General features: G+C 66.9%; 19 protein-coding genes. 16 read left to right on the forward strand and 3 right to left on the reverse strand.

Going from position 1 to position 20,401, the window contains the following annotated elements; all coding sequences use genetic code 11:
• Positions 1-93: 93 nt before the first annotated feature.
• The 16 genes from GB880_RS10960 to GB880_RS11035 all read left to right on the forward strand — a co-directional run bounded on the left by GB880_RS10960 (position 94) and on the right by GB880_RS11035 (position 15,517).
• Positions 94-1,260, forward strand: a complete 1,167-nt coding sequence (locus tag GB880_RS10960; protein WP_154493968.1) for an aminotransferase class I/II-fold pyridoxal phosphate-dependent enzyme — start codon at positions 94-96, stop codon at positions 1,258-1,260.
• The gene (gene neuC / locus GB880_RS10965; protein ID WP_195840735.1) at positions 1,253-2,485 is read left to right on the forward strand and encodes a UDP-N-acetylglucosamine 2-epimerase; all 1,233 of its coding nucleotides are present in this window, start codon (positions 1,253-1,255) and stop codon (positions 2,483-2,485) included. Before GB880_RS10960 ends, neuC begins: the two co-directional genes overlap by 8 nt.
• The gene (locus GB880_RS10970) at positions 2,476-3,543 is read left to right on the forward strand and encodes a nucleotidyltransferase family protein (protein WP_154493970.1); all 1,068 of its coding nucleotides are present in this window, start codon (positions 2,476-2,478) and stop codon (positions 3,541-3,543) included. The genes neuC and GB880_RS10970 overlap by 10 nt, the downstream gene beginning before the upstream one ends.
• A complete protein-coding gene (locus GB880_RS10975) occupies positions 3,540-4,793 on the forward strand; it encodes a polysaccharide biosynthesis protein (RefSeq protein WP_229774425.1) in 1,254 nt (417 codons plus the stop codon). The genes GB880_RS10970 and GB880_RS10975 overlap by 4 nt, the downstream gene beginning before the upstream one ends.
• An 11-nt stretch (positions 4,794-4,804) precedes the next feature.
• On the forward strand, positions 4,805-5,827 hold the full coding sequence (neuB, locus tag GB880_RS10980; RefSeq protein WP_263467133.1) for an N-acetylneuraminate synthase: 1,023 nt from the start codon (positions 4,805-4,807) through the stop codon (positions 5,825-5,827).
• The gene (locus GB880_RS10985; protein ID WP_154493971.1) at positions 5,824-6,471 is read left to right on the forward strand and encodes a NeuD/PglB/VioB family sugar acetyltransferase; all 648 of its coding nucleotides are present in this window, start codon (positions 5,824-5,826) and stop codon (positions 6,469-6,471) included. The genes neuB and GB880_RS10985 overlap by 4 nt, the downstream gene beginning before the upstream one ends.
• Entirely contained in the window at positions 6,468-7,487 is a 1,020-nt protein-coding gene (locus GB880_RS10990) for a Gfo/Idh/MocA family protein (RefSeq protein ID WP_154493972.1), read from the forward strand. The genes GB880_RS10985 and GB880_RS10990 overlap by 4 nt, the downstream gene beginning before the upstream one ends.
• Positions 7,484-8,185, forward strand: a complete 702-nt coding sequence (locus GB880_RS10995; protein WP_154493973.1) for an acylneuraminate cytidylyltransferase family protein — start codon at positions 7,484-7,486, stop codon at positions 8,183-8,185. Before GB880_RS10990 ends, GB880_RS10995 begins: the two co-directional genes overlap by 4 nt.
• Positions 8,182-8,958 (forward strand): SDR family oxidoreductase, encoded by a 777-nt coding sequence (locus tag GB880_RS11000; protein ID WP_154493974.1) that lies wholly within the window; start codon positions 8,182-8,184, stop codon positions 8,956-8,958. The genes GB880_RS10995 and GB880_RS11000 overlap by 4 nt, the downstream gene beginning before the upstream one ends.
• Positions 8,959-9,171: 213 nt before the next feature.
• Positions 9,172-9,438, forward strand: coding sequence for an acyl carrier protein (locus GB880_RS11005; RefSeq protein ID WP_154493975.1), 267 nt, complete (start codon positions 9,172-9,174; stop codon positions 9,436-9,438).
• Complete coding sequence (locus GB880_RS11010; protein WP_154493976.1) at positions 9,435-10,790, forward strand: class I adenylate-forming enzyme family protein; 1,356 nt, start codon at positions 9,435-9,437, stop codon at positions 10,788-10,790. The genes GB880_RS11005 and GB880_RS11010 overlap by 4 nt, the downstream gene beginning before the upstream one ends.
• Positions 10,791-10,793: 3 nt before the next feature.
• Positions 10,794-11,519, forward strand: coding sequence for an SDR family NAD(P)-dependent oxidoreductase (locus tag GB880_RS11015; protein WP_154493977.1), 726 nt, complete (start codon positions 10,794-10,796; stop codon positions 11,517-11,519).
• Positions 11,519-12,613 carry a hypothetical protein gene (locus GB880_RS11020; RefSeq protein ID WP_154493978.1) on the forward strand — a complete coding sequence of 365 codons (1,095 nt, stop codon included), beginning with the start codon at positions 11,519-11,521 and terminating at the stop codon, positions 12,611-12,613. Before GB880_RS11015 ends, GB880_RS11020 begins: the two co-directional genes overlap by 1 nt.
• A 2-nt stretch (positions 12,614-12,615) precedes the next feature.
• Entirely contained in the window at positions 12,616-13,551 is a 936-nt protein-coding gene (locus tag GB880_RS11025; RefSeq protein ID WP_195840736.1) for a Gfo/Idh/MocA family oxidoreductase, read from the forward strand.
• Between the two features lie 22 nt (positions 13,552-13,573).
• Positions 13,574-14,554, forward strand: a complete 981-nt coding sequence (locus GB880_RS11030; RefSeq protein ID WP_154494386.1) for a Gfo/Idh/MocA family protein — start codon at positions 13,574-13,576, stop codon at positions 14,552-14,554.
• Between the two features lie 24 nt (positions 14,555-14,578).
• A complete protein-coding gene (locus GB880_RS11035; RefSeq protein ID WP_195841264.1) occupies positions 14,579-15,517 on the forward strand; it encodes an SGNH/GDSL hydrolase family protein in 939 nt (312 codons plus the stop codon).
• A 45-nt stretch (positions 15,518-15,562) separates the two neighbouring features.
• On the opposite strand, the gene GB880_RS11040 is transcribed toward GB880_RS11035, so the two are convergent.
• Genes GB880_RS11040 through GB880_RS11050 form a run of 3 tightly spaced genes read right to left on the reverse strand, consistent with a single transcriptional unit; the run spans position 15,563 to position 20,389 of the window.
• Positions 15,563-18,214 (reverse strand): hypothetical protein, encoded by a 2,652-nt coding sequence (locus GB880_RS11040; protein ID WP_154494384.1) that lies wholly within the window; start codon positions 18,212-18,214, stop codon positions 15,563-15,565.
• Between the two features lie 9 nt (positions 18,215-18,223).
• The gene (locus GB880_RS11045) at positions 18,224-19,333 is read right to left on the reverse strand and encodes a hypothetical protein (protein WP_263467134.1); all 1,110 of its coding nucleotides are present in this window, start codon (positions 19,331-19,333) and stop codon (positions 18,224-18,226) included.
• Between the two features lie 27 nt (positions 19,334-19,360).
• Complete coding sequence (locus tag GB880_RS11050; protein WP_263467135.1) at positions 19,361-20,389, reverse strand: hypothetical protein; 1,029 nt, start codon at positions 20,387-20,389, stop codon at positions 19,361-19,363.
• Positions 20,390-20,401 lie beyond the last annotated feature (12 nt).

Genomic DNA, 20,401 nt, shown 5'->3' on the forward strand with positions numbered 1-20,401 from the left:
CGCGTCGCAACGGGGCTGGAAACCGCGCCGCTTTCTGTGTAGCAGGCTGGCAAAGCACCAGCTGAGGCAGAACAGTTGACGACGGCACAGCGAATGATTCCCCTGGCAACCCCCAACCTGCAGGGCCGCGAAGCCGAACTGCTGGCCGAATGCATCAGTTCGACCTTCGTTTCCTCTGTCGGGCCCTTTGTCGACGCCTTTGAATCCCGCATTGCAGCCTTTTCAGGCAGTGAACGTGCGGCGGTGCTGTGTTCGGGCACGGTGGCGCTGCAAATGGCGTTGCAGGGGCTGGGGATCGGCGCGGGCGATCTGGTCATCGTGCCATCGCTGACCTTCATCGCCACGCCCAATGCCGTCAGCCACAGTGGCGCCCGGCCCTGGCTGGTCGACGTTGCCGCCGACAGCTGGATGCTGGATCTGGACCTGTGCCGTCATGCGATCGCGACCCAGACCAGGCCGGATGCGGACGGGCTGCGGCGCCATATCGCCACGGGGCAGGTCTTGCGCGCGATCATGCCGGTGATGGTCATGGGTGCGGTGGCGGATCTGGACGGCGTCGTGGCACTGGCGCGAGAATTCGGGCTGAAGGTCGTCGTCGATGCGGCCGCCGCAATCGGCACGGAAATGGCCGACGGCCGCCCGCTTGCCGCGACCGGCGTCGATGCGGTCTGCTATTCCTTCAACGGTAACAAGACTGTGACCACCGGCGGCGGCGGCGCCGTGGCCTCGACCGACGCCGGCCTGATCCAGCGCATCAAGCATCTTTCCTCGACCGGTCGGGTCGGCGCGAATTACGACCACGACGTCATCGCCTACAACTTCCGCATGACCAATGTGCAGGCGGCGTTGGGCGTGGCCCAGCTTGAGCGGCTGGACCAGTTCCTGGCCCGCAAGCGCCAGATCCGCGACCGCTATGCCGCCTTTGCCGAGGCGCGGCCGGCGCTGCTGGCGCCCTTCCCGGAAACGGGGTTCGGTCGCAACGGACACTGGTTTTCGGGTTTCTGGTATCGCGGCGACGATCTGACGCGCTGCGACGGGTTCCGCGCGCATATGCGCGAAAGCGGCGTCGACCTGCGGCCGTTCTGGAAACCCATCCACTTGCAGCAGCCCTATCGCGATGCGTTGGCGACGCCGATGCCGGTCTGCGACGGGCTGTGGCAGCGGATTTTCCCCTTGCCCTGTTCCACCCATCTAGACGATGCCGAACTCGAACATGTGCTCACGGCCGCCGCCCGGTTCTGGGGGCCTGGAAATGCCTGACGCATCGCCCCTGGGGTCCGCGCGGCGGATCGCGGTGGTCACGGTCGGACGGTCGGATTTCTCGATCCTGCGGCCACTCTGTCATGCCCTGGACGAGGCGCCGGATTTTGCGCCGATGCTTTGGGCAGGCGGCGCGCATTTCGACGCCACAGCCGGGCTGACCATCCGCGACATCGAGGGCAGCGGCCTGCCAATCGGCGCCCGGATCGAGGCGAGCGATTTCGGGCACGACCCGGCGGCGGTTGCCGGCAACATGGCCCAGCAGACCGCGGGCTTTGCCCAGGCGGCGGCGGCTGCCATCGCCGCCGGCCAGCGACCCGATCTGGTCCTGGTGCTGGGCGACCGCTACGAGGCGGTTGCCGCCGGACTGGCGATGGTGCCCTTTGGTCTGCCGGTCGGGCATATTTCGGGCGGGTCGATTACCGAAGGCGCGATGGATGACATGTTCCGCCACGCGCTGACCAAGCTGGCGGCGCTGCATTTCTGCGACCTGCCCGAATTTGCCCGCCGTATCCGGCAGATGGGCGAAGAACCCTGGCGCATCCATGTGACGGGGGCCCTGGGATTGGACGGAATCCTGGCCCGACCCATCCGTCCGCTGCACGATCTGGCGGCAGAGTTTTCGCTGCCCGGTCTGAAACCCGGCTATGTGCTGGCCACGCTGCATCCCGAAACCGTGGCCCAGCACCGCACGCCGGAGATTGCGGCGGCAATGGTCGCCGCGCTTGAGAGGTCCGGCCGGCAGGTCGTCTATACCTATCCCAACGCGGACCCGGGCGCCGACAGCATCATCGCCGCCATCGAGGCGGCGGCACGGCGGCTGGACCATCACCATGTGGTGCGCAATTTCGGCTCGCAATGGTTCTACAGCGCCATGGCCCATGCCGGTGTGGTGGTGGGCAATTCCTCGTCAGGAATCTACGAGGCCGCCAGCTTTGGCCTGCCGGTAGTCGACATCGGCGACCGGCAGCGCGGCCGCTTTCACGGCGACAACGTGCTGCATGTCGCGGGCGATGCCGCCGCGATCCGGGCGACACTGGATCGGGCGCTTGCGCTGGCCCCGGACCTGGCGGGCATGACCAATCCCTATGGTGACGGCCGCGCGTCCCAGCGCCTGATTGCGGCGCTGCGCGGGCTGGACTGGGACCGGCTGGCGGCACCCAAGCTGTTCCTGCCGGACGATCCCGGCTATCAGGCAGAAAGGATCGCGCTGCCGTGCAACTGACACGCTATTCCGCCCAGGATCTGGCGGCGGCGCTGATCCGCCCCGATTACACGTTACGCCAGACCATGGAGGCGATGAGCCAGGCCGGACTGCGCTTTGTTCCGGTGGTCGATTACGACGGCCGCATGATCGGCGCCGTGGCCGACGGCGACCTGCGCCGCTATATCGCTGCCGGCGGGCGACTGGACGATTCCGTGGTCGCGGCCGCCAACCGCAATCCCACGGTGATTGCCGAGCACATGGCCCCCGCCGCCATCCGGTCGCTGATGATGCGCCGCGGCATCGATGCGTTGCCCGAATTGCGCGATGGCCAGTTCGAGGCGCTGCATGTGCTGTGGGTCGCCCCCTCGCCGGCGGAGATGACCGTGGTGTTGATGGCCGGCGGCCTGGGCACGCGGCTGTCGCCGCTGACCGACGATTGCCCCAAGCCTCTGTTGCGCATGGGCAGCAAGCCGATCCTGACCCATATCATCGAACATTTTCGCGATCAGGGCGTGCGCCGCTTTATTCTGTCGGTGAATTACCTGGCCGAGATGCTGGTCGCCCATTACGGCGACGGCAGCGATCACGACGTGTTCATCGACTATGTGCATGAAACCCGGCGCATGGGCACGGGCGGCGCGCTGAGCCTGATCGATCCCAAGGCGCTGTCGGATAATTTCATGGTCTGCAACGGCGACCTGCTGAACGACGTCGACGTGGCCGAACTGCTGGCCACGCACAAGGCCGCGGGCTGGCATGCCACCATGGTGGTGCGCGAACACAGCTACACCATTCCCTATGGTGTGGTCCGCCGCAGCCCCGAGGGCGATTTCATCGCCGCCGAGGAAAAGCCCACCATGCATTACTGCATCAACGCCGGCATCTACATGCTGTCGAAACAGGTGCTGGACGTGGTGCCGCGCGGCTGCTTCTACGACCTGCCCTCGCTGTTTTCCGACCTGCCGCGCCACGGCATGCGCGCCGGCACCTATACCCATGGCGGACGCTGGATCGACATCGGCAACATCAACGATTTCAACCGCGCTCGCAGCATCTACGAAGGCCGCAAGGAATGACCTCTATCCCCGACATGAATCTGGACTGGCTGGCCTCGCGCATCGTGGGGCGGGCGGAAAGCTTCTTTGCACGGGACATGCACGCGGCCGGACCGGAACTGGCCGAGATGATCGGTGGCGCGCGCATCCTGTTCATCGGTGGGGCCGGCTCGATCGGGTTCCAGACCCTGCGCAGCATCGCGCATTTCGGGCCACGTGCCTTGCATGTCGTCGATCACAACGAAAACGGGCTTGCCGAGCTGGTGCGGGCGCTGCGGTCCGGTCCCACGCCGCTGCGGGTGGACGAGCTGCTGACCATGCCCATCGATTACGGCGGCGACGCGTTCAGGCTGTGGTTGCGCGCGCAGAGCCAGCCCTATGACTATGTGCTGAATTTTGCCGCGCTGAAGCATGTCCGCTCGGAAAAGGATCCCTATTCGATCCTGGCGATGCTGGATACCAACGTGCTGAAACTGGCGCGACTGTCGCGCCTGCTGGCCGGGCAGGCCAGCCTGAAGCGGCTGTTCTGCGTTTCCACCGACAAGGCCGCGAACCCGTCGTCGATGATGGGCGCGACTAAGCGGCTGATGGAACATGCGATGTTTTCGCAGACGCTGGATTGGCCAGCGGGACTTGCGATCACCTCGGCCCGGTTCGCCAATGTGGCGCTGTCGAACGGCTCGCTGCTGCAAAGCTGGGAAAACCGGCTGGCGCTGCGCCAGCCGATGGCCTGCCCCGAAGGTTGCCGGCGCTTTTTCGTGGCGCTGCCGGAATCGGGGCATCTGTGCACCCTGGCCGGGCTGCTGGGCGATCACGGCAACATCATGGTGCCGGCGCTGGCGCCCGAAAGTCATTTGATGCTGTTGCAGGATGTCGCCGGGTGGTTCCTTGAGGCGCAGGGGCTGGCGCCGCATTTCACCCGGGACGAATCCGAAGCCGTCGGTCGGGTCGAGGAACTGGCAGCCCAGGGCAAATGGCCCGTGCTGCTGACGCCGCTGGATACGGCCGGGGAAAAACCCTACGAGGAATTCGTGGGCGCGAATGAAACTGTGCATCCGACGCGCTTTGCCTCATTGCAGCGGGTGCCCTATCTGCCGCCCGCGGATGCGGGCAGCTTCCCGCGCCTGCTTGACGATCTGACGGCGCTGATGGCATCCGATCCGGCCCAGGCGCTGACCATCGACGAATTGAAACAGGCAATCAGCCGGGTCGAGCAAGCCTTTGCCCGCACCCACGTCGTCAGCGAAAAATCGCTGGACCAGCGTATCTGATGGGGGCCGATGTGAGCGCGACATTCGTCATTGCCGAGATCGGGGTCAATCATAACGGTTCGATGCAACTGGCGCGCGAACTGATCGATGCGGCGGTGGCCGCCGGGGCCGATGCGGTCAAGTTCCAGACCTTTCGCGCCGAGGATCTGGTGACGCCCGACGCGCGCAAGGCCGATTATCAGATCGCCAATACCGGCGACGGCGGCAGCCAGTTCCAGATGCTCAAATCGCTGGAACTGACCGAGGAACAGTTTCGCGAACTGGCCGGCTATTGTGCCCGCGCGGGCATCCAGTTCCTGTCCACCCCCTTCAGCGAGGCGGCCGCCGATCTGCTGGACCGGGTCGGGGTCGATTGCTTCAAGATCAGCTCGGGCGATCTGACGCATCTGCCGCTGCTCACCCATGTGGCGCGGCTGGGCAAGCCGATCATCCTGTCCACCGGCATGGGCAACCTGACCGAGATCGAGGCGGCGCTTGCCGCGATCCGGGCTGCGGGGGCGCCTGCGGTGTCGCTGTTGCATTGCGTGTCGAACTATCCCGCCGCGGTCGAGGATTGTAACCTGGCGGCCATGGATACCATGGTGCGCGCCTTCGGGCTGCCGGTCGGCTGGTCGGATCATACCGAGGGCGCGGCGATTTCCTGGGCGGCGGTGGCGCGCGGGGCGCGGATCATCGAAAAGCACATCACCCTGGATCGGAACCTGCCCGGACCCGATCACCGCGCCTCGATGGAGCCGGCGGCTTTTCGCGATTTCGTCGCCGGCATCCGCGCGATCGAGGCCGCCATCGGCAATGGTATCAAGGCGCCGACGCCGGCCGAACGACGCACGGCCGAGGTCGCGCGCCGTTCGCTGGTGGCCGCCCGCGATCTGCCCGCGGGGCATGTGCTGGGCGCACAGGACTTGCGCATCATGCGCCCCGGCCACGGGCTGGCGCCGGCGGCGCTGGATTTCGTGCTGGGACTGGCGCTGGCGCGCGACGTGGCGGCCTTGCAACCGCTGACGGTGCAGGATTTCCGCAAGGGTGACGCGTGAACCCGCAGTCCGCCCTGATCGTTCTGGGTGCTGGCGGCCATGCCGCAGTGGTGGCCGAGGCCATCGTCCTGTCAGGGGCGCGGCTTGCCGGGCACCTGGCCCCCGCGGCGGGCACCGATGCCCACCTACTGGGGCCATGGCTGGGCGATGACGCGGGCGCGGCCGACCTGGTGGCACAGGGCTTTGGCCTGGTGCCGGGCATGGGCTTTGTCGACGGGCAAGGCGCGGCGCGGCGCGGGGCCTGGCTGGCCGGCCTGCCGCAGGCGGGCCTGTGCAGCGTGATCCACCCGCGTGCGGTATTGTCGCCCTCGGCCCGGATCGGCGCGGGGGGATTTCTGGCCGCCGGCGCCGTCCTGGGCAGCCGCAGCACCGCCGGCCCCGGTCTGATCCTGAACAGCGGTGCGATTGTCGATCACGACTGCCATCTGGGCGCCAACTGCCATGTTGCCACCGGCGCTCGCGTCGCCGGCGGGGTCGAAATCGGCGATGACGTGCTGATCGGGGCGGGGGCGACCATCCGCCAGGGCCTGCGCATCGGCAAGGGCGCGGTGGTGGGCGCGGGTGCGGTGGTCCTGCGCGATGTGGCGCCAGCCGCGACGGTGGTGGGCATCCCGGCCCGGCAGATCGAACGAGGGTGCGCATGACCCGGCATTTCCTGATCGTCGGCCTGGGGTCGATCGGGCGGCGGCACATGACCAACCTGGCCGCCCGCAACCCGGGCGCGCGCTTTACCGTGCTGCGCCACCGCGCCGCCCCTGATCCGCTGTGCGATCGCCTGGGCGCGACGATCACCGACGATCCTGATGCGGCGCTGGCGGGGGAATACGATCTGGCGGTGCTGTCATCGCCTTCGGCCAATCACATCGATACCTTGCCCGCGCTGATCCGGCGGGCAACGCCGCTGCTGGTGGAAAAACCCGTGGTGACACGGGCCGAGGATTGTGACGCGGTGCTGGACCTGCTGGCGCAGTCCCCGCCGGCGTTGCGGGTTGCGGCGTTCAACTTTCGCCACCTGCCGGTGTTGCAGCAGATGCGCGACATCATCCGCTCGGGCGCGTTGGGCCGGATCGTGCGCGCCAGTTTCACCGCCGGGCAGTGGTTGCCCGACTGGCGCCCCGGCACCGATTATCTGGCGGGCTATTCCGCCGATGCTGCCCGGGGCGGAGGGGTCGAACTGGACCTGGTCCATGAAATCGACCTGGCGCGCTGGTTCTTTGGCGAGATGGAGCTGCAATTTGCCCGTGGCGCGCGGCTGAGCTCGCTGGGCCTGCGGTCCAATGACGTTTCGGTCATGGTGATGAGCGGACGGGACGGCGGGCCGCTGGTGCAGGTGGCGCTGGACTATGTCTCGCGCAAGCGGCTGCGGCATTACGAGGTCGTGGGCGACCTGGGCGGGCTGTGCTGGGACATCGGTGGCACGCTGGATCATATCACCCCCCAGGGGCGCCGCACGATCGCCGAGGCGCCGGGCGGCTTCGACGTGGCGGCAAGCTATCTGAACATGCTGGACGCCATCGAACAGTTGCGCCGCCTTTCGGCCGATGGCAGCGCCGCCGACTGGCCCCTGGGGTTGCAGCCGCTGGCCGACGGGGTTGCCAGCACCAGACTGGCACTTGCCGCGCGCGACCGCGGCAGCAGACAGGAAGAAGGCAACGCATGACCACGATCTGTTCGATCTGCGCGCGCGGCGGCTCGCAAGGCGTGCCGCGCAAGAATATCCGCCCCTTGCTGGGCAAGCCGCTGATCGTGCACACGATCGAACAGGCGCTGTCCTGCCGGGCGATCGACCGGGTATTCGTCTCGACCGACGATGCCGAGATCGCCGAGGTGGCCGCGGCCGCCGGCGCCGAGGTGCCCTTTCTGCGCCCGGCGGAACTGGCGACATCCAGCGCCGCCAAGATCCCGGTGATCGAACATCTGGTTGCGCAGGTCGAGGCGATGGGCGTGGCCGTTAGCCGTATCATCGACCTGGACCCGACCTCGCCCCTGCGCGAAGTGGCCGATATCGAGGCTGCCGCCGCATTGCTGGATGACGAAACCGATTGTGTCATCACCGGATATCCGGCAGAAAAAAACCCATATTTCAACATGGTAGAGCGCGATGCTGATGGAAACATCGGTCTGGTCAAACGCCTGCCGGGCGGTGTCACCTCGCGTCAGGCAGCGCCAAGGGTCTGGTCGATGAACGCCTCGATCTATGTCTGGCATCGGCACAGCCTGACGGCGGGACTGTGGAACGGCCGCACCCGCCTTTACGAAATGCCGCATGAACGCTCGGTCGATATCGACAGCGAAATCGATTTCCGTCTGGTCGAGATGTTGATGACCGAAGCCCGTCGGAAAGGAGCCGAAGCATGACCGCAAAAGTGATCGTCCTGACCGGAGGCGGCGGGATCCTGGGCCGTTCCATGACCGAGCGGCTGTCTGCCGATGGCTGGCAGGTGGCGGTGGTGGATCGCGATCCGGCGCTGGCTGAAAAGGCGGCGGCGCTGGCCGTCGCCTCGGGCGGCGCCCGCGCCTATGCCTGCGACATCGCCGACAAATCGGCGCTGGCCGATCTGCACCGGCGCATCCGCGACGACATGGGGCCGGTCGATGCCCTGGTCTGCAACGCGGCCACGAAAAGCGACAACTTCTTCGAGCCATTCGAGGATTTTCCGATAGATGACTGGAATTACGTTCTTTCAGTCAATCTGACCGCGCCGATGCTTTGCGCGCAGGAATTCGGCCGCGACATGGCGCGGCGGGGTGCCGGGGCCATTGTGAACACATTGTCGATCTATGGCATCGTGGCGCCCGACCAGCGCATCTATGAAGGCTCGCTTTACGAAGGGCGCGCCATAAACACGCCGGCGATCTATTCGGCGTCGAAGGCGGGGCTGTGGGGGCTGACAAAGTATCTGGCCAGCTATTGGGGCGGGCGCGGGGTGCGGGTGAATGCGGTAACGCCCGGCGGCATCTTCAGCGGCCAGAACGATACCTTCGTGCAGAAATACAGCGCCCGGACCATGATGGGCCGCATGGGCCAACCGCATGAGATCGCCGATGCCGTCGCCTATCTGGTGTCGGACCGTGCCAGCTACGTCACCGGACAGAATCTTGTGGTCGATGGTGGCCTGACCGCGTGGTAGTGGCGCCGATCCGGGCGACATTCGATGGCGCGCGCCCATTGATCTCGTCGCGCGAGCGGCGACTGATCGAGGATCGGCTCAGCTCTTTCATGTTGCGGTGCAAGAGACGGCCGGACCTGCGCCCGGCGGGGCTGACGTTGACCTCGATTGCGCTTCATGTTAGGCGCGCCCGGCATGAAAATGCTGAAACCTGCTGGATTTGAGAGGGCTGCCATGGCCGCGCCGAACGACATTGAACCGACCATCCGCGCCCTGTTTGCCGAGGTGTATTCCACCCAGACCGGCGGCGCGCCGGCGCCGGAACTGATCGATGGCACGATCCTGCTGGAAACCGGGCTGGATTCGCTGGGTTTCGCCATTCTTGTCACCCGGCTTGAGGAAGAGCTGGGCTTTGATCCCTTCAGCCTGGCGACCGAGGCCTATTATCCGACCACCTTCCGCGAGTTCGTCGATTTCTATGCGGTGCATCAGCCGGCATGATGCTGCTTGACCACCTGCGCCAGGCCGATCCGCAGCGGACGGCGCTGGCCGATCCGCAGGCGGAACGGATCTATGGACAGATGGTCGATGCGGCGCAGGATTTGCGTCGGCAATTGCGCCATCTGGGCGGGCTGCGGCTGTTCATCATCCATGGCGATGTGTCGGAAACCGTGCTGGCGCTGGCAGCGCTGGACGGGATTGCGGGCGCGCTGGTGCTGGCCTCGCCGATGCTGGATGCGGAAACAGCGCAGGAACTGGCCCGCCGGGCCGAGGCCGATGCGATCCTGACCGATCGCCCAGATCTGGCGGGCGGTCTGCCGCTTGCGGCGCGGGCGGCCGATCTGGCGGCATTGCCCGGTCTGGCGCGCGGGATGCCTGCAGAGGGCAGCGATTGGGTGCTGACCACATCGGGCACCACCGGGCGCCCCAAACTGGTCGCGCATGCGCTTGACAGCCTGACGCGCACGACGCGCCGCGATCAGATCCGCGGGCGCGGTCAGGTCTGGGGGCTGCTTTACGATCACACGCGCTTTGCCGGCTTGCAGGTGGTGTTGCAGGCGCTGTTGTCGGGGGCGACGCTGGCGGTGGCGCCGGCCGACATGGCGCTGGATCACAGGCTGGCGTTCCTGGCCGCGCGCGGCGTCACGCATCTGTCGGCGACGCCGACGCTCTGGCGCAAGATCCTGATGACGCCTGCCGCCACGGCCCTTTCGCTGCGCCAGATCACCCTGGGTGGAGAGGTTTCCGACGACGCGGTGCTGTCGGCGCTGGCGCGGCAATGGCCGCAGGCTCGCATCAGCCATATCTTTGCCTCGACCGAGGCGGGTGTCGGGTTTTCCGTCACCGATGGCCGGGCGGGGTTTCCCGAAAGCTTTCTGCACGATCCGCCCCTGGGCATCGGCCTGAGGGTCGAGGATGGCCGCTTGCTGGTGCGTAACGATCGCGTGGCCAGCCAGTATCTGGGTGGCGACGGCAAGCTTGCGCGCGACGGCTGGGTGGATACGGGTGATCTTGTGCGCATCCAGCATGGGCGGGTGCTGTTTCTGGGTCGCGGCAATGGCGTCATCAATGTGGGCGGGGACAAGGTTCACCCTGAAGAGATCGAATCCGTCATCCTGACCCATCCAGATGTCGCCATGGTCCAGGTCTATGCCAAGCGCAACCCGATCATGGGCGCGCTGGTTGCCGCCGACATCCAGCCGCGTCCCGGCCTTGCCGATCGCGGCGCGCTGCGCGACGAGTTGAAGGCATGGCTGGCCGCCCGGCTGGATCGGCACAAGGTGCCCGCATTCATTCGCATCGTCGACAGCTTTGAAACCAATGCCGCGGGCAAGTTGAAAAGGGGCGGTTGAGCCATGAAGAATGTGATTGTCACCGGCGCCACGCGCGGCCTTGGCCTGGCGATTTGCGAAAGGCTGCTGGCGGATAGCGCGCAATATCGCATCATCGGCATCGGCCGCACGCCTTCGGACGGTTTTCAGGCGCTGCTGCAGGCCAACCCCGAGCGGCTGGTTTTCCATCTCTATGACCTGGAGGACCTGCAGGGCATTCCGGCTCTGGTGCAGGCGATCACGCGCGCACACGGGCCGCTTTACGGGCTGGTCAACAATGCGGCGCTGGGGCTGGACGGGCTGTTGGCCACGCAACATGCCACGGAAATCGCCCGGGCCTTGCGGGTCAACCTGGAATCCCCGATCCTGCTGACCAAATACGCCTGCCGCAGCATGTTGACCCGGGGCGAGGGGCGGATCGTCAATATCTCGTCCATCATCGCCTCGACCGGGTTCAGCGGCCTGTCCGTCTATGGCGCGACCAAGGCCGGGATCGAGGGCTTTACCCGTTCGCTCTCGCGCGAACTGGGCCGCGCGCGCATCACCGTGAACTGTGTGGCGCCGGGCTATATGGAAACCGACATGACCGCCGGGCTGCAGGGTGAAAAGCTGAACTCGATCCGTCGTCGGGCGCCCTTGGGGCTGCCGCGCCCGCAGGATGTGGCGGGGGCCATCGCCTATCTGCTGTCGCCCGAGGCGTCGATGACCACCGGATCGGTCATCACCGTCGATGGGGGAAGCACAGCCTGATGGGACTGATCCGCACGCGCCTGGCCAGTGACGCCGACCGGCCGGCCCTGATCGAATTCATCCGCGACCACTGGTCCGCGCGCCATGTCTTTGTCGCCGATCCTGCGGTGTTCGACTGGCAGTATCGCCAGGCCGATGGGCGCATCAACATGATGCTGGCCGAGCGGCTGGAGGATGATGCAAGCGCGAACATCCTGGGGGTGCTGGGCTTTATACCCATGGGCCGCTTCGATCCCGCGCTGGGCGATCGTGACATCATGCTGGCCCTGTGGAAGGTGCGCGACGATATTGCACCGCCGGGGCTGGGGCTGAGGCTGCTGAAGGCGATTCAGGCGCAGCTGCAACCGCGCATCATCGGCGCTATCGGCATTTCCGAAATGGTGGGGCCGATCTATCGCGCGCTTGGCTATCAACTGGACCATCTGTGCCAGGCTGCGGTGATGAACCCGATGGCGCAAGACCGGCTGCGGTTGGCCCAGGGCGTGCCGGCCGACGCCTTTGCCACTGCCGCGCCGCCGGCGCAATTTGCCCTGCGCGACCTTGATCCCGCGCGCGACGCCGGGCTGGTGGCGGCGCTGGCCGCGCGCGGCAGCCTGCAAAAATCCTGGGACTACCTGCGCGAACGCTATCTGGACCATCCCTGGTATGACTATGACCTGCGGCTGGTGATGCAGGGCGACCGGCCCGAGGCGGTTGTGATCTGGCGCGCGGTCGAGGCGCAGGGCGCGCGCATCCTGCGCATCGTGGATGTGATCGGGGGCACCGACTGGCTGGGCGAGGCGGCCGCGCTGCTGCGGCCGGAACTGGTCGCGGCAGGCGCCGAATACATCGACATCATGGCTTGCGGCCTGGATGAGGACATGCTGCGCGCAGGCGGCCTTGTCAGCCCCGACTGGTGCCCTGGGTTGATCCTGCCGAACTATTTCGCCCCATACGAGCCGCGCAACATCCGCATCGCCCTGGCGTGGAAGAATTTCGGTCCTGAAACCGCGGACAAGGCGCCGATGCGGCTATTCCGTGCCGATTCCGACCAGGATCGGCCGAACCAGCCGATGCCGCGGCGCACCGCCGCCCCCATCCCGCAGGAGAGCTGAGCGTGAAGACCATCTGGCTGATTGGCTGCGGCAATATCGGATTCCGTCATCTTCAGGCCCTGCTGGCCATGGACGAGCCCGCCCGGATCCTGGTGATCGAGCCGGCAAAGGCGCTGCACGACCGTATCTCCGGTGAAGTGACGGCCGCGGGTGCGGGGCATCAGGTGACGCTGGCGACGGAATTGCCGCAGGCCGGGCCGGTCGATCTGGCCGTGGTGGCAACCGCGGCGCCGCCGCGGGCGGCCATCGTGCGCGCGCTGGCGATGCGCGCGCGGCCGCCGGCCGTGATCCTGGAAAAGGTTCTGGCGCAAACCGATGCCGAACTGCAATCCATGGCCGACGATCTGGCGGCGGCGGGCAGCAAGACGCATGTCAACTGCCCGCGCCGCTATTTCCCCGGCTATCAGGCGCTGCGCCGCGACCTGGCCCAGGCCGGACCATTGTCGGTCGAGGTGACGGGCAGCCAGTTCGGGCTAGGCTCGAATGCGGTGCATTTTCTGGACCTGATCGAGTTCCTGAACGCCAGCCCGTTGGTCACGCTGGACACCGCCCGCCTTACACCGGGCGGCAAGCCCTCGAAGCGCCAGGGGTTTCAGGAAATATATGGCACGCTGACGGCGGCGCTGGACAACGGTGCCACCTTGCGCGTGACCTGCGCGGACGCGCCGCAGGTGCAGCTGGACCTTGCCGTTGTCACCGCAGACGGCCGCAGATATGCGATCAGCGAAGCCACCAGCCGCATGCAGGCGCCCGACGGCCACGCCATGGATTTCGGCACCCGCTTTGTATCCCAGACCCCGGAAATCTATGCGGATGCGCTGGCGGGACGCTGCGCGCTGACCCCGCTTGCCGACAGCTTGCGCCAGCACCGGCTGTATCTGGCGGCGCTGCGCGGCCATTTCGGCCTGGCGCCAGACGCCCCCGTGCCCGTCAGCTAACCCGCAGACCAGAGGAAACATCATGTCCAGCCAGAAAATCCTTGTCGTCGGCGCGGGCAACATGGCGCGCGAATATGGCCGTGCATTGGCCAGCCTGGGTGTCGAAACCGTGGTCATGGGGCGCGGCGCAGACTCGGCTGCGGCCTATTACGCCGCGACCGGCGTGCGCCCGGGCACCGGACCGCTGGCCGACCAGATCGCCGCACTGGGGCCGGCGCTGCCGCAAACCGCGATCGTGACGGTCAATGCCATGTATCTGGCCGAGGTCACCGCCCAGCTTGCCGCCAGCGGCGTGTGGCGGATGCTGGTGGAAAAGCCCGCCGCGCTGGACCTTCAGGAAATGCAAGGCCTGCTGGACGCGATCGAGCCGACCGGCGCGCAGGTCTATCTGGGCTACAACCGCCGCTTCATGGCCTCGGTCCGGCGTGCCCGGCAGATGATCGCCGAGGATGGCGGGGTGCTGTCGGTCAAGTTCGACTTCTCGGAACCCTCGCGCCGGATCGCGCAATTGCCCAAGCCGCAGCGGGAACTGGATACCTGGATCTATGGCAATTCCTCGCATGTGCTGGATCTGGCGTTCCATTTCCTCGGCCCGGTGCAGCAGTTGCAGGCGCGTGTGGCGGGGCAGGGGCTGGTCGCCTGGCACCCTGCCGCCAGCATCTTTGCCGGCAGCGCCCTGGGCCGCAACGGCGCGGTGATGAGCTGGCACGCCAACTGGGCCGCCCCCGGCCGCTGGGGGGTCGAGGTGATGACGCCCGAACGGCGGCTGATCCTGCAACCGCTGGAACAGCTGCGTGTGCAATCCCATGCCGGCTTTGCCGAGGTCGCCGAGGAGCTGCCGGCGGATGCGGAACAGGGGCTGAAGCCGGGCCTGCTGGGTCAGCTGCGCGCCTTTCTGTTCGACGAGGACGCCGGGCTGTTGCCCGACCTGCGCCAGCAGGCCGAAAACATGCGTCTGTATGACGTGATCCGCACCGGCGGCAGCTGGCAGCACGACGCCTGATCGCGGCGGCAGGGCAAGGAGATCATGATGGCGCAAAAGCTTGAAGCCCAAAAGCAGGCCCAGATCGCCGAGGCCATGGACCGCGCCGAAAGCCTGGCGCAAGCGGGCGCGCTGCGGCCAGCGGTGCAGGCATTCGCCCTGGCGCGGGCGCTGGTGGTCGACCTGCCCGAACCCGGGGTTCTGGCCGCGATCGTGGCGCGCAACGAAAAGGTCTATCGCGAAGAGCGCGAGCGTCACCGCCGCGCCATCGCCGCGCGACGGTCCAGCGGACGGGGACTGGTGATCTTTGCCGACTCGCTTGGCCTGCCGCGGCCCGTGCCGCGTGGCGCCGCCCCGCAAGAGGATCGCGTCTATCCGGAACTGATCGCCGATGCCTTGCCCGACCGCAGCATCTCGAGCCTGTGCCAGCGATTTTTCACCACCGATCACGTGCGCCAGGAGCTTGAGGCCGACCCGACCCTGGGGGCCGAGGGTGATGTGCTGATCCACGTCGGGCTGAACGATTGCGCGAACCGGATGTTTCTGGAACAGGAACGACTGGCGCTGGATCTGCTGTCGCTCGAACTGAACCAGCGGGTGGTCGAATTTTCACGTCGTTATCGCCGCGCCATCCTGACCGATCTGCCGGCGCGGCATTATGTGGCGCCCGAACGGTTCTCGGCCAATCTGCACGCGATTCTGGCGCTGCTGCGCGCTCGCAAGGCGGGGCGGGTGGTGCTGGCCACCATCATCCTGCCGCCGGTGCGGTCCTGGCCCGGCACGCCGTTCATCAACCTGAACTTCGCCAGCTACAACCTGCGCATCATGGAGGCCGCGCGCACGAACGGCGCGCTGCTTTTCGATGTGGACCGCCATATCTGGCAGGCCCAGCATCTGGATGCCCTTTTGGCCGACGGGATGCATCTGGCGAGCGAGGGGCACCGGCTGTTCGCGCGCGAGGCGTTGGCCCTGCTGCGGGGCTGAGCGGCAGCGCGGCGCGTCACCGGCCTGCTTCGGGCCGGGCCGCCGTCAGACCGTGTAGGTCGGGTGCGGCGGGTCCAGAAACAGGTGCCGGGGAATGTCGGCCAGGGGGCGCGGCTGCGGCTGCGCCAGGATATCGGCAACGAAATCGCGCAGGCGCTGATCGGGGCCTTCGGCAAATTGCGGCTCGGCCGCCAGAAAGGCGGCATAGGCGTCGCTGCTGGAGGTCTTCAGGGCGCGGCGCAGGGCCTCTTGCAGGCTGGCCAGATCACCGACCAACGGGGCGCGGGCGATTTCGTGCTGGTCGACCGGATAGCGTGCCTCGCCCAACGTCACGCAGATCACGGGCCGCCCCATCACCGCAGCATCCAGCGCCGCCGCGCTATAGCCGGTCAGCAGCGCGTCCGAGGCCTCGATCACCGGTTCGGGGCGCAGGTCGGTGATCAGTTCGACCCGGTCCCGGGCATTCAACTGGCGGGCGATGGCGTCATACTGCCCAACGCGCGAGGCGGTTTCCTCCGGGTGGGGCTTCAACAGCACCTGCAAATCCAGATCCTGCGCAGCTTGCAGGATCATCTGCCACACGCCTGCGACATGCGACCAGTTCGACGGTTGGCTGAAAAAACTGACCACCCCGCCGGGGCGTTGCGGAAAGTCACGCTCCAGGATTGCAGCGATTTCGGCGCGGGCCTCGGCCTTGTCACGACCGGGGCTGGCGATGATGCGCGGCGTGCCCAGCACCCGGCTGCGTTCAGGTCCGATGGCAAAACCCTGCGCCGCGTCGCGCCGGAACTGTTCCGAGATCGGCCCATAGTAATCGGCGCTGACCTTGGCATAGCGGCAGTAATTCGCGTTCAGCCCATGCGCCTCCAGCATCAGCGTCGGCACCCCGTGCCGGCGCGCGGTCGCCGTCACCTGCGAGACCGAAGGCGCGCGCGCCGCCGACAGCAGGATCACATCGGGCAAGCCGCCTTGGGCCGCCATGCGCGCGAACCAGGTTTCCAGCACCTGGCCATGCATCACCTGCGACTGGATGATGTTGGTGACCAGTCGCGAGGGGCCGCATTTGATGACATGGGCAATGGGATCGCCAGCCCCGCGCGCTTCGCAGAACAGGTTGACCTGACCCATCATCCAGCGGGCGAAAGCCGTGGGGCCAGGCAGGTATTCCCGACGCAGCAGGTGGAAGGGAATCGTGCCCGTTGCGATTTCGGTCTGGCTAAGTTCGCGCTGAATATGTCCCGCGGTGCCGCCGCAGATCGCAAAGGCGGTGGGGTATTCGACCGCCAGCGCGGCCGCATAGCGCGCGGTGGACATGTCATAGGCGGTATTGCTGGTGGCGAACACCAGCGCAGTTCCGCGACTCTCGGTCCCCGGCGGCACCGGCACGGCATGGTCGGGCAGGGTTGCCGACATCGCACGGGCATTGCGCCACAGCTGCGCGGCCAGTTCAGACACCGGCGGCAACCATGCCTCGGCCGTGCGCGGCGGGCGGGGACCGGTCAGGATCGCGGGCAGCAGGGCCGAAAAACTGATGCGCTGGCTGACACTGCGCGCCAGCGACATCAGTTCCACCCGTGGGTCGCGGGTCAACCCCTCGATTCCCGAAAGCAGCAACACGAAGCCCGAGGCCGGGACATGGTTGCGGGTCGCGATCACGATATGGTCGAAATCGGGATCGGACAGCAATTCCTCGATCGCGCGCAGGCGCAGCAGTTGAAAGAAAAGGTGGTCGGCGATGGCCAGTTCAATATGCGGCAGATCGCCCTGGGGAACCAGACCCGGGACACTGTCGACGATGCCCGCCAGTTCGATGGCGGCATCGCGGCTGCGGCTGTGGGCATCGACGTAATGCGCGGAAAAGCGGGTGATGCGCGAACGGATGTGTTCGACGACGATCTCCCCCACGCCGGGGTAGTCGGAATATCCGGAAAACACCGCCTTGCCGAAGGTGTCATCCAGCCCCAGCAGCGTCACCTTGTCGGTGCCGGCCAGCAGCGGCAGGAAGGTGTCGGGATCCTGGAAATTCTCGGCGATGACCAGCCGGTGGCGGACTTTCTGCCGCAAGCCGCTGTGGCGCAGGCCGCGCAGGATGGGATCGATCTGTTCGGGCAATGCCGCCGGACGCTGACCGAAGCTTTCGATGAATTGCAGGAAGGGTTCGCCCACCACATCCGGCACCCGGGCGCGGGCGTGAGCGAGGGCGGCGTCATCGCCGGTCATGGCGGTCGCCACCAGAAAGGCTGCCGCGTAATCGGCGCGATTGGCCATGCGCTCGGCAATCTCGGGCCAGGGGGCGACGCGTTCCTCGGCCAGGACGCGCGCCAAGGCGGGGGCAGAGATCGGATGTTGCGCCATCCCGACCAGCGCCAGCGGATCGCTGCTGAGCCGTAACCCCGTAGCGACGAGCGGCTCGATTTCCTGCGGGGCGGTCTGGACCAGGGCCTGGATGCGGTTCTGCACCGCCAGCCAGCCGCGACGCGGGGCCATGCGCAGCCACAAGGCCCGATGCGCTGCCGCCATACCCTGACGGCGTTCGATGCGGCGCAGCCGCGCCAGCTCACGTTCGGCGCGAAAGGCGACGATGCGGTTCGTCAGCTTGGGGCCAAGACGACGCTTGATGGCCTGTCGCCGATCCTGGGCCGACATCTGCCGTAGCTGTCGGATATTCAGCAGCAATTGCTGGGTCAGGGCACGCATGGGGTCACGTCATTCCGCGGCAGTAGAGTCGGGCTCGGCCGGGTGGGCCAGATAGCCGTCATAGGCCAGTCGCAGCGGACTGACCGGGGGCAGGTCATCGTCATCGCCCCAATCCAGAAAGAAGTCCGGCGCGGCGCCGCTGCCGAAGCGCTGCTGGATTTCGGCAAACACCGGGCGATAATCGGCGCGGATGGCGGCAACCTCCTCCCGGGTGAACAGGCTGTGACGGGCGCGCGCAATGTTTTCCACCGGCACCAGCGTCAGGATCTGGTCGATACGGTCCTGATCCAAGCCAAAAACCTGCCGCATCAGCCCTGCCAGCAGGATGGTATCCGACCCCGGCGAGACGTTTTCTCGCAGTTTTTCCTTGGCCCCAAGATCGGCGGGCGGCTGCGGCAGGCCGGTGCGGTGCAGGAAATCCGCCAGGATGTCGCCCTGCTGCATCTGTGCCCGTTCATAGGGGGCGACGATCAACCGGTCATCGCCGAACAGCGTGGCAAAGCGGTTCAGGCGATTGCGAAACGTGGTGCTGCTTGTGGCAAAGCCGGACAGGAAAGCTGAAATATCAACCTGTCCGGTCCCGTTCTTGGTCCCCTGCTTGAACCAGGATTCCAGGAAATGATCGGGGCGCCGAAAATAGACGATTACCGTGACGTCGAAATCCTCCAGCGCCTTGGCGATTGCTGCGGTGTCGCTGCGCGCGCTTCCGCTGTAATGCCAGAGCCCTTCGTCCGAGATCACAAGGTTGCCGTCTGCGGGCAGGGTTTGTATCGCCTGACCGATCAGCCCGGCATGGCGCAGCGGCCACCCGGGATAGGTCCATCCCTGCTCGGCAAGCCAGCCGGCATTCTGTTTCAGCCATGCCTGAACAGTGGTTGTGCCGGTTTTCATCGTGCCGATATGCAGGATGCATCTGCGTCTGGTGGTCAACGGCGGCCCTCCGCAATGTGGTGGCGGCCTTTTGTCACAAGCAAGAGGACGCTTCAACCATTCGGCGGCCATGCGCGACAGGCGGCTTTCGCTGGCCCGGATCAGGCTGGCGTAGCGGCGATTGGCAAAGCCGAACACCGTGGACATGGCGGCATCGTCGTGCCGCGCCAGAAACGGCAGTGTCGTCACCGCCCGCAATCCGGGCAGGCGCGACAGCTAGGCATCGACGGTGTCGGTTTCGGACTGACCTTGCGCCGGCGTCCAGGCCGCAAGCCGTTCCAGCGCCCGACGATTGTAAAGGTTCAGCACCATCCCGGTGGCATAGTCCAGATGCACAAACGTCAGCGCGCCGCGCCGCTCGACATGCCGGATGCGGCAATCGGGTGGCGTATGGGTCAGCAGGCCGGAAAACATGTCCCAGTCACGACCGTCCAGATAGGCCTCGACCGCGGCCAGATGCGCCTCGAAACCGGGGGCAGGGCGCATGTCGTCCTCGCACACCCAGATCGGGGCGGCGTCGCAGGTCAGGGCTGCGCGGGCAATGGTGGCATGGCTGTGCCCGGCGCCCTGCCAGCCGGGTTGCAGGCGCAGGCCGTCCACGATGCGGAACCCCGGCAGACTCTGGGTTTGAAAGCCGGCGCGACGGTCGAGGCTTTCCGGCAGGCTCAGACACAGGCGGTCTCGGGGGCGCAACCCGGTCAGGGCGGGAAACAAATCGGGGGAAAAATGGCTCGGCTCTGCCAGGCCGGCGGCGGCCAGCCAGCGCGCCAGATCGCCGGCCAGCGCCGGGCCGGGCGGCTGCCCCAGCGCCGGGCACAGGAACAGCCGCCCCTGGGCCAGGCCGGCCTGTCGCAGCAGGGTCAGCGACGCCGGATCGGGAACCAGCACGGCGCCGTATTGACGGGCGGCAGCGGGGTCGGTCCCGGTCAGCCAGGCCCGGACCGATCCCGGCTGCGTAAAGGCCAGCGCGGTCTGCGCCTGTCCGGGCGCCCGCGTTGGTGGCGGATCGATGCGCAGCATCGTGGCGGCCTCACCCGCGCCCTGCCAATGCTGACCCAGGATGCGATCCAGCGCATCGGCCAGAGCGCGGGCCAGATCGTCGCCCGGGCAATCCAGTTGCAGCGGCAGTTGCTGCTGCGGCGTCAGTGCCGCAGCGCCGCCCGACCTTTTGGGATGGCGCAGCCGCATCCACAGGCCCGGCAGCCCTTCGTGACGCAACGTCCGGCCGATCTTGCCCAGCACCATCCGATCCCGACT

It is taken from the genome of Paracoccus sp. SMMA_5_TC (assembly GCF_009696685.2).
In the GTDB taxonomy this organism is placed as follows: Bacteria; Pseudomonadota; Alphaproteobacteria; order Rhodobacterales; family Rhodobacteraceae; genus Paracoccus.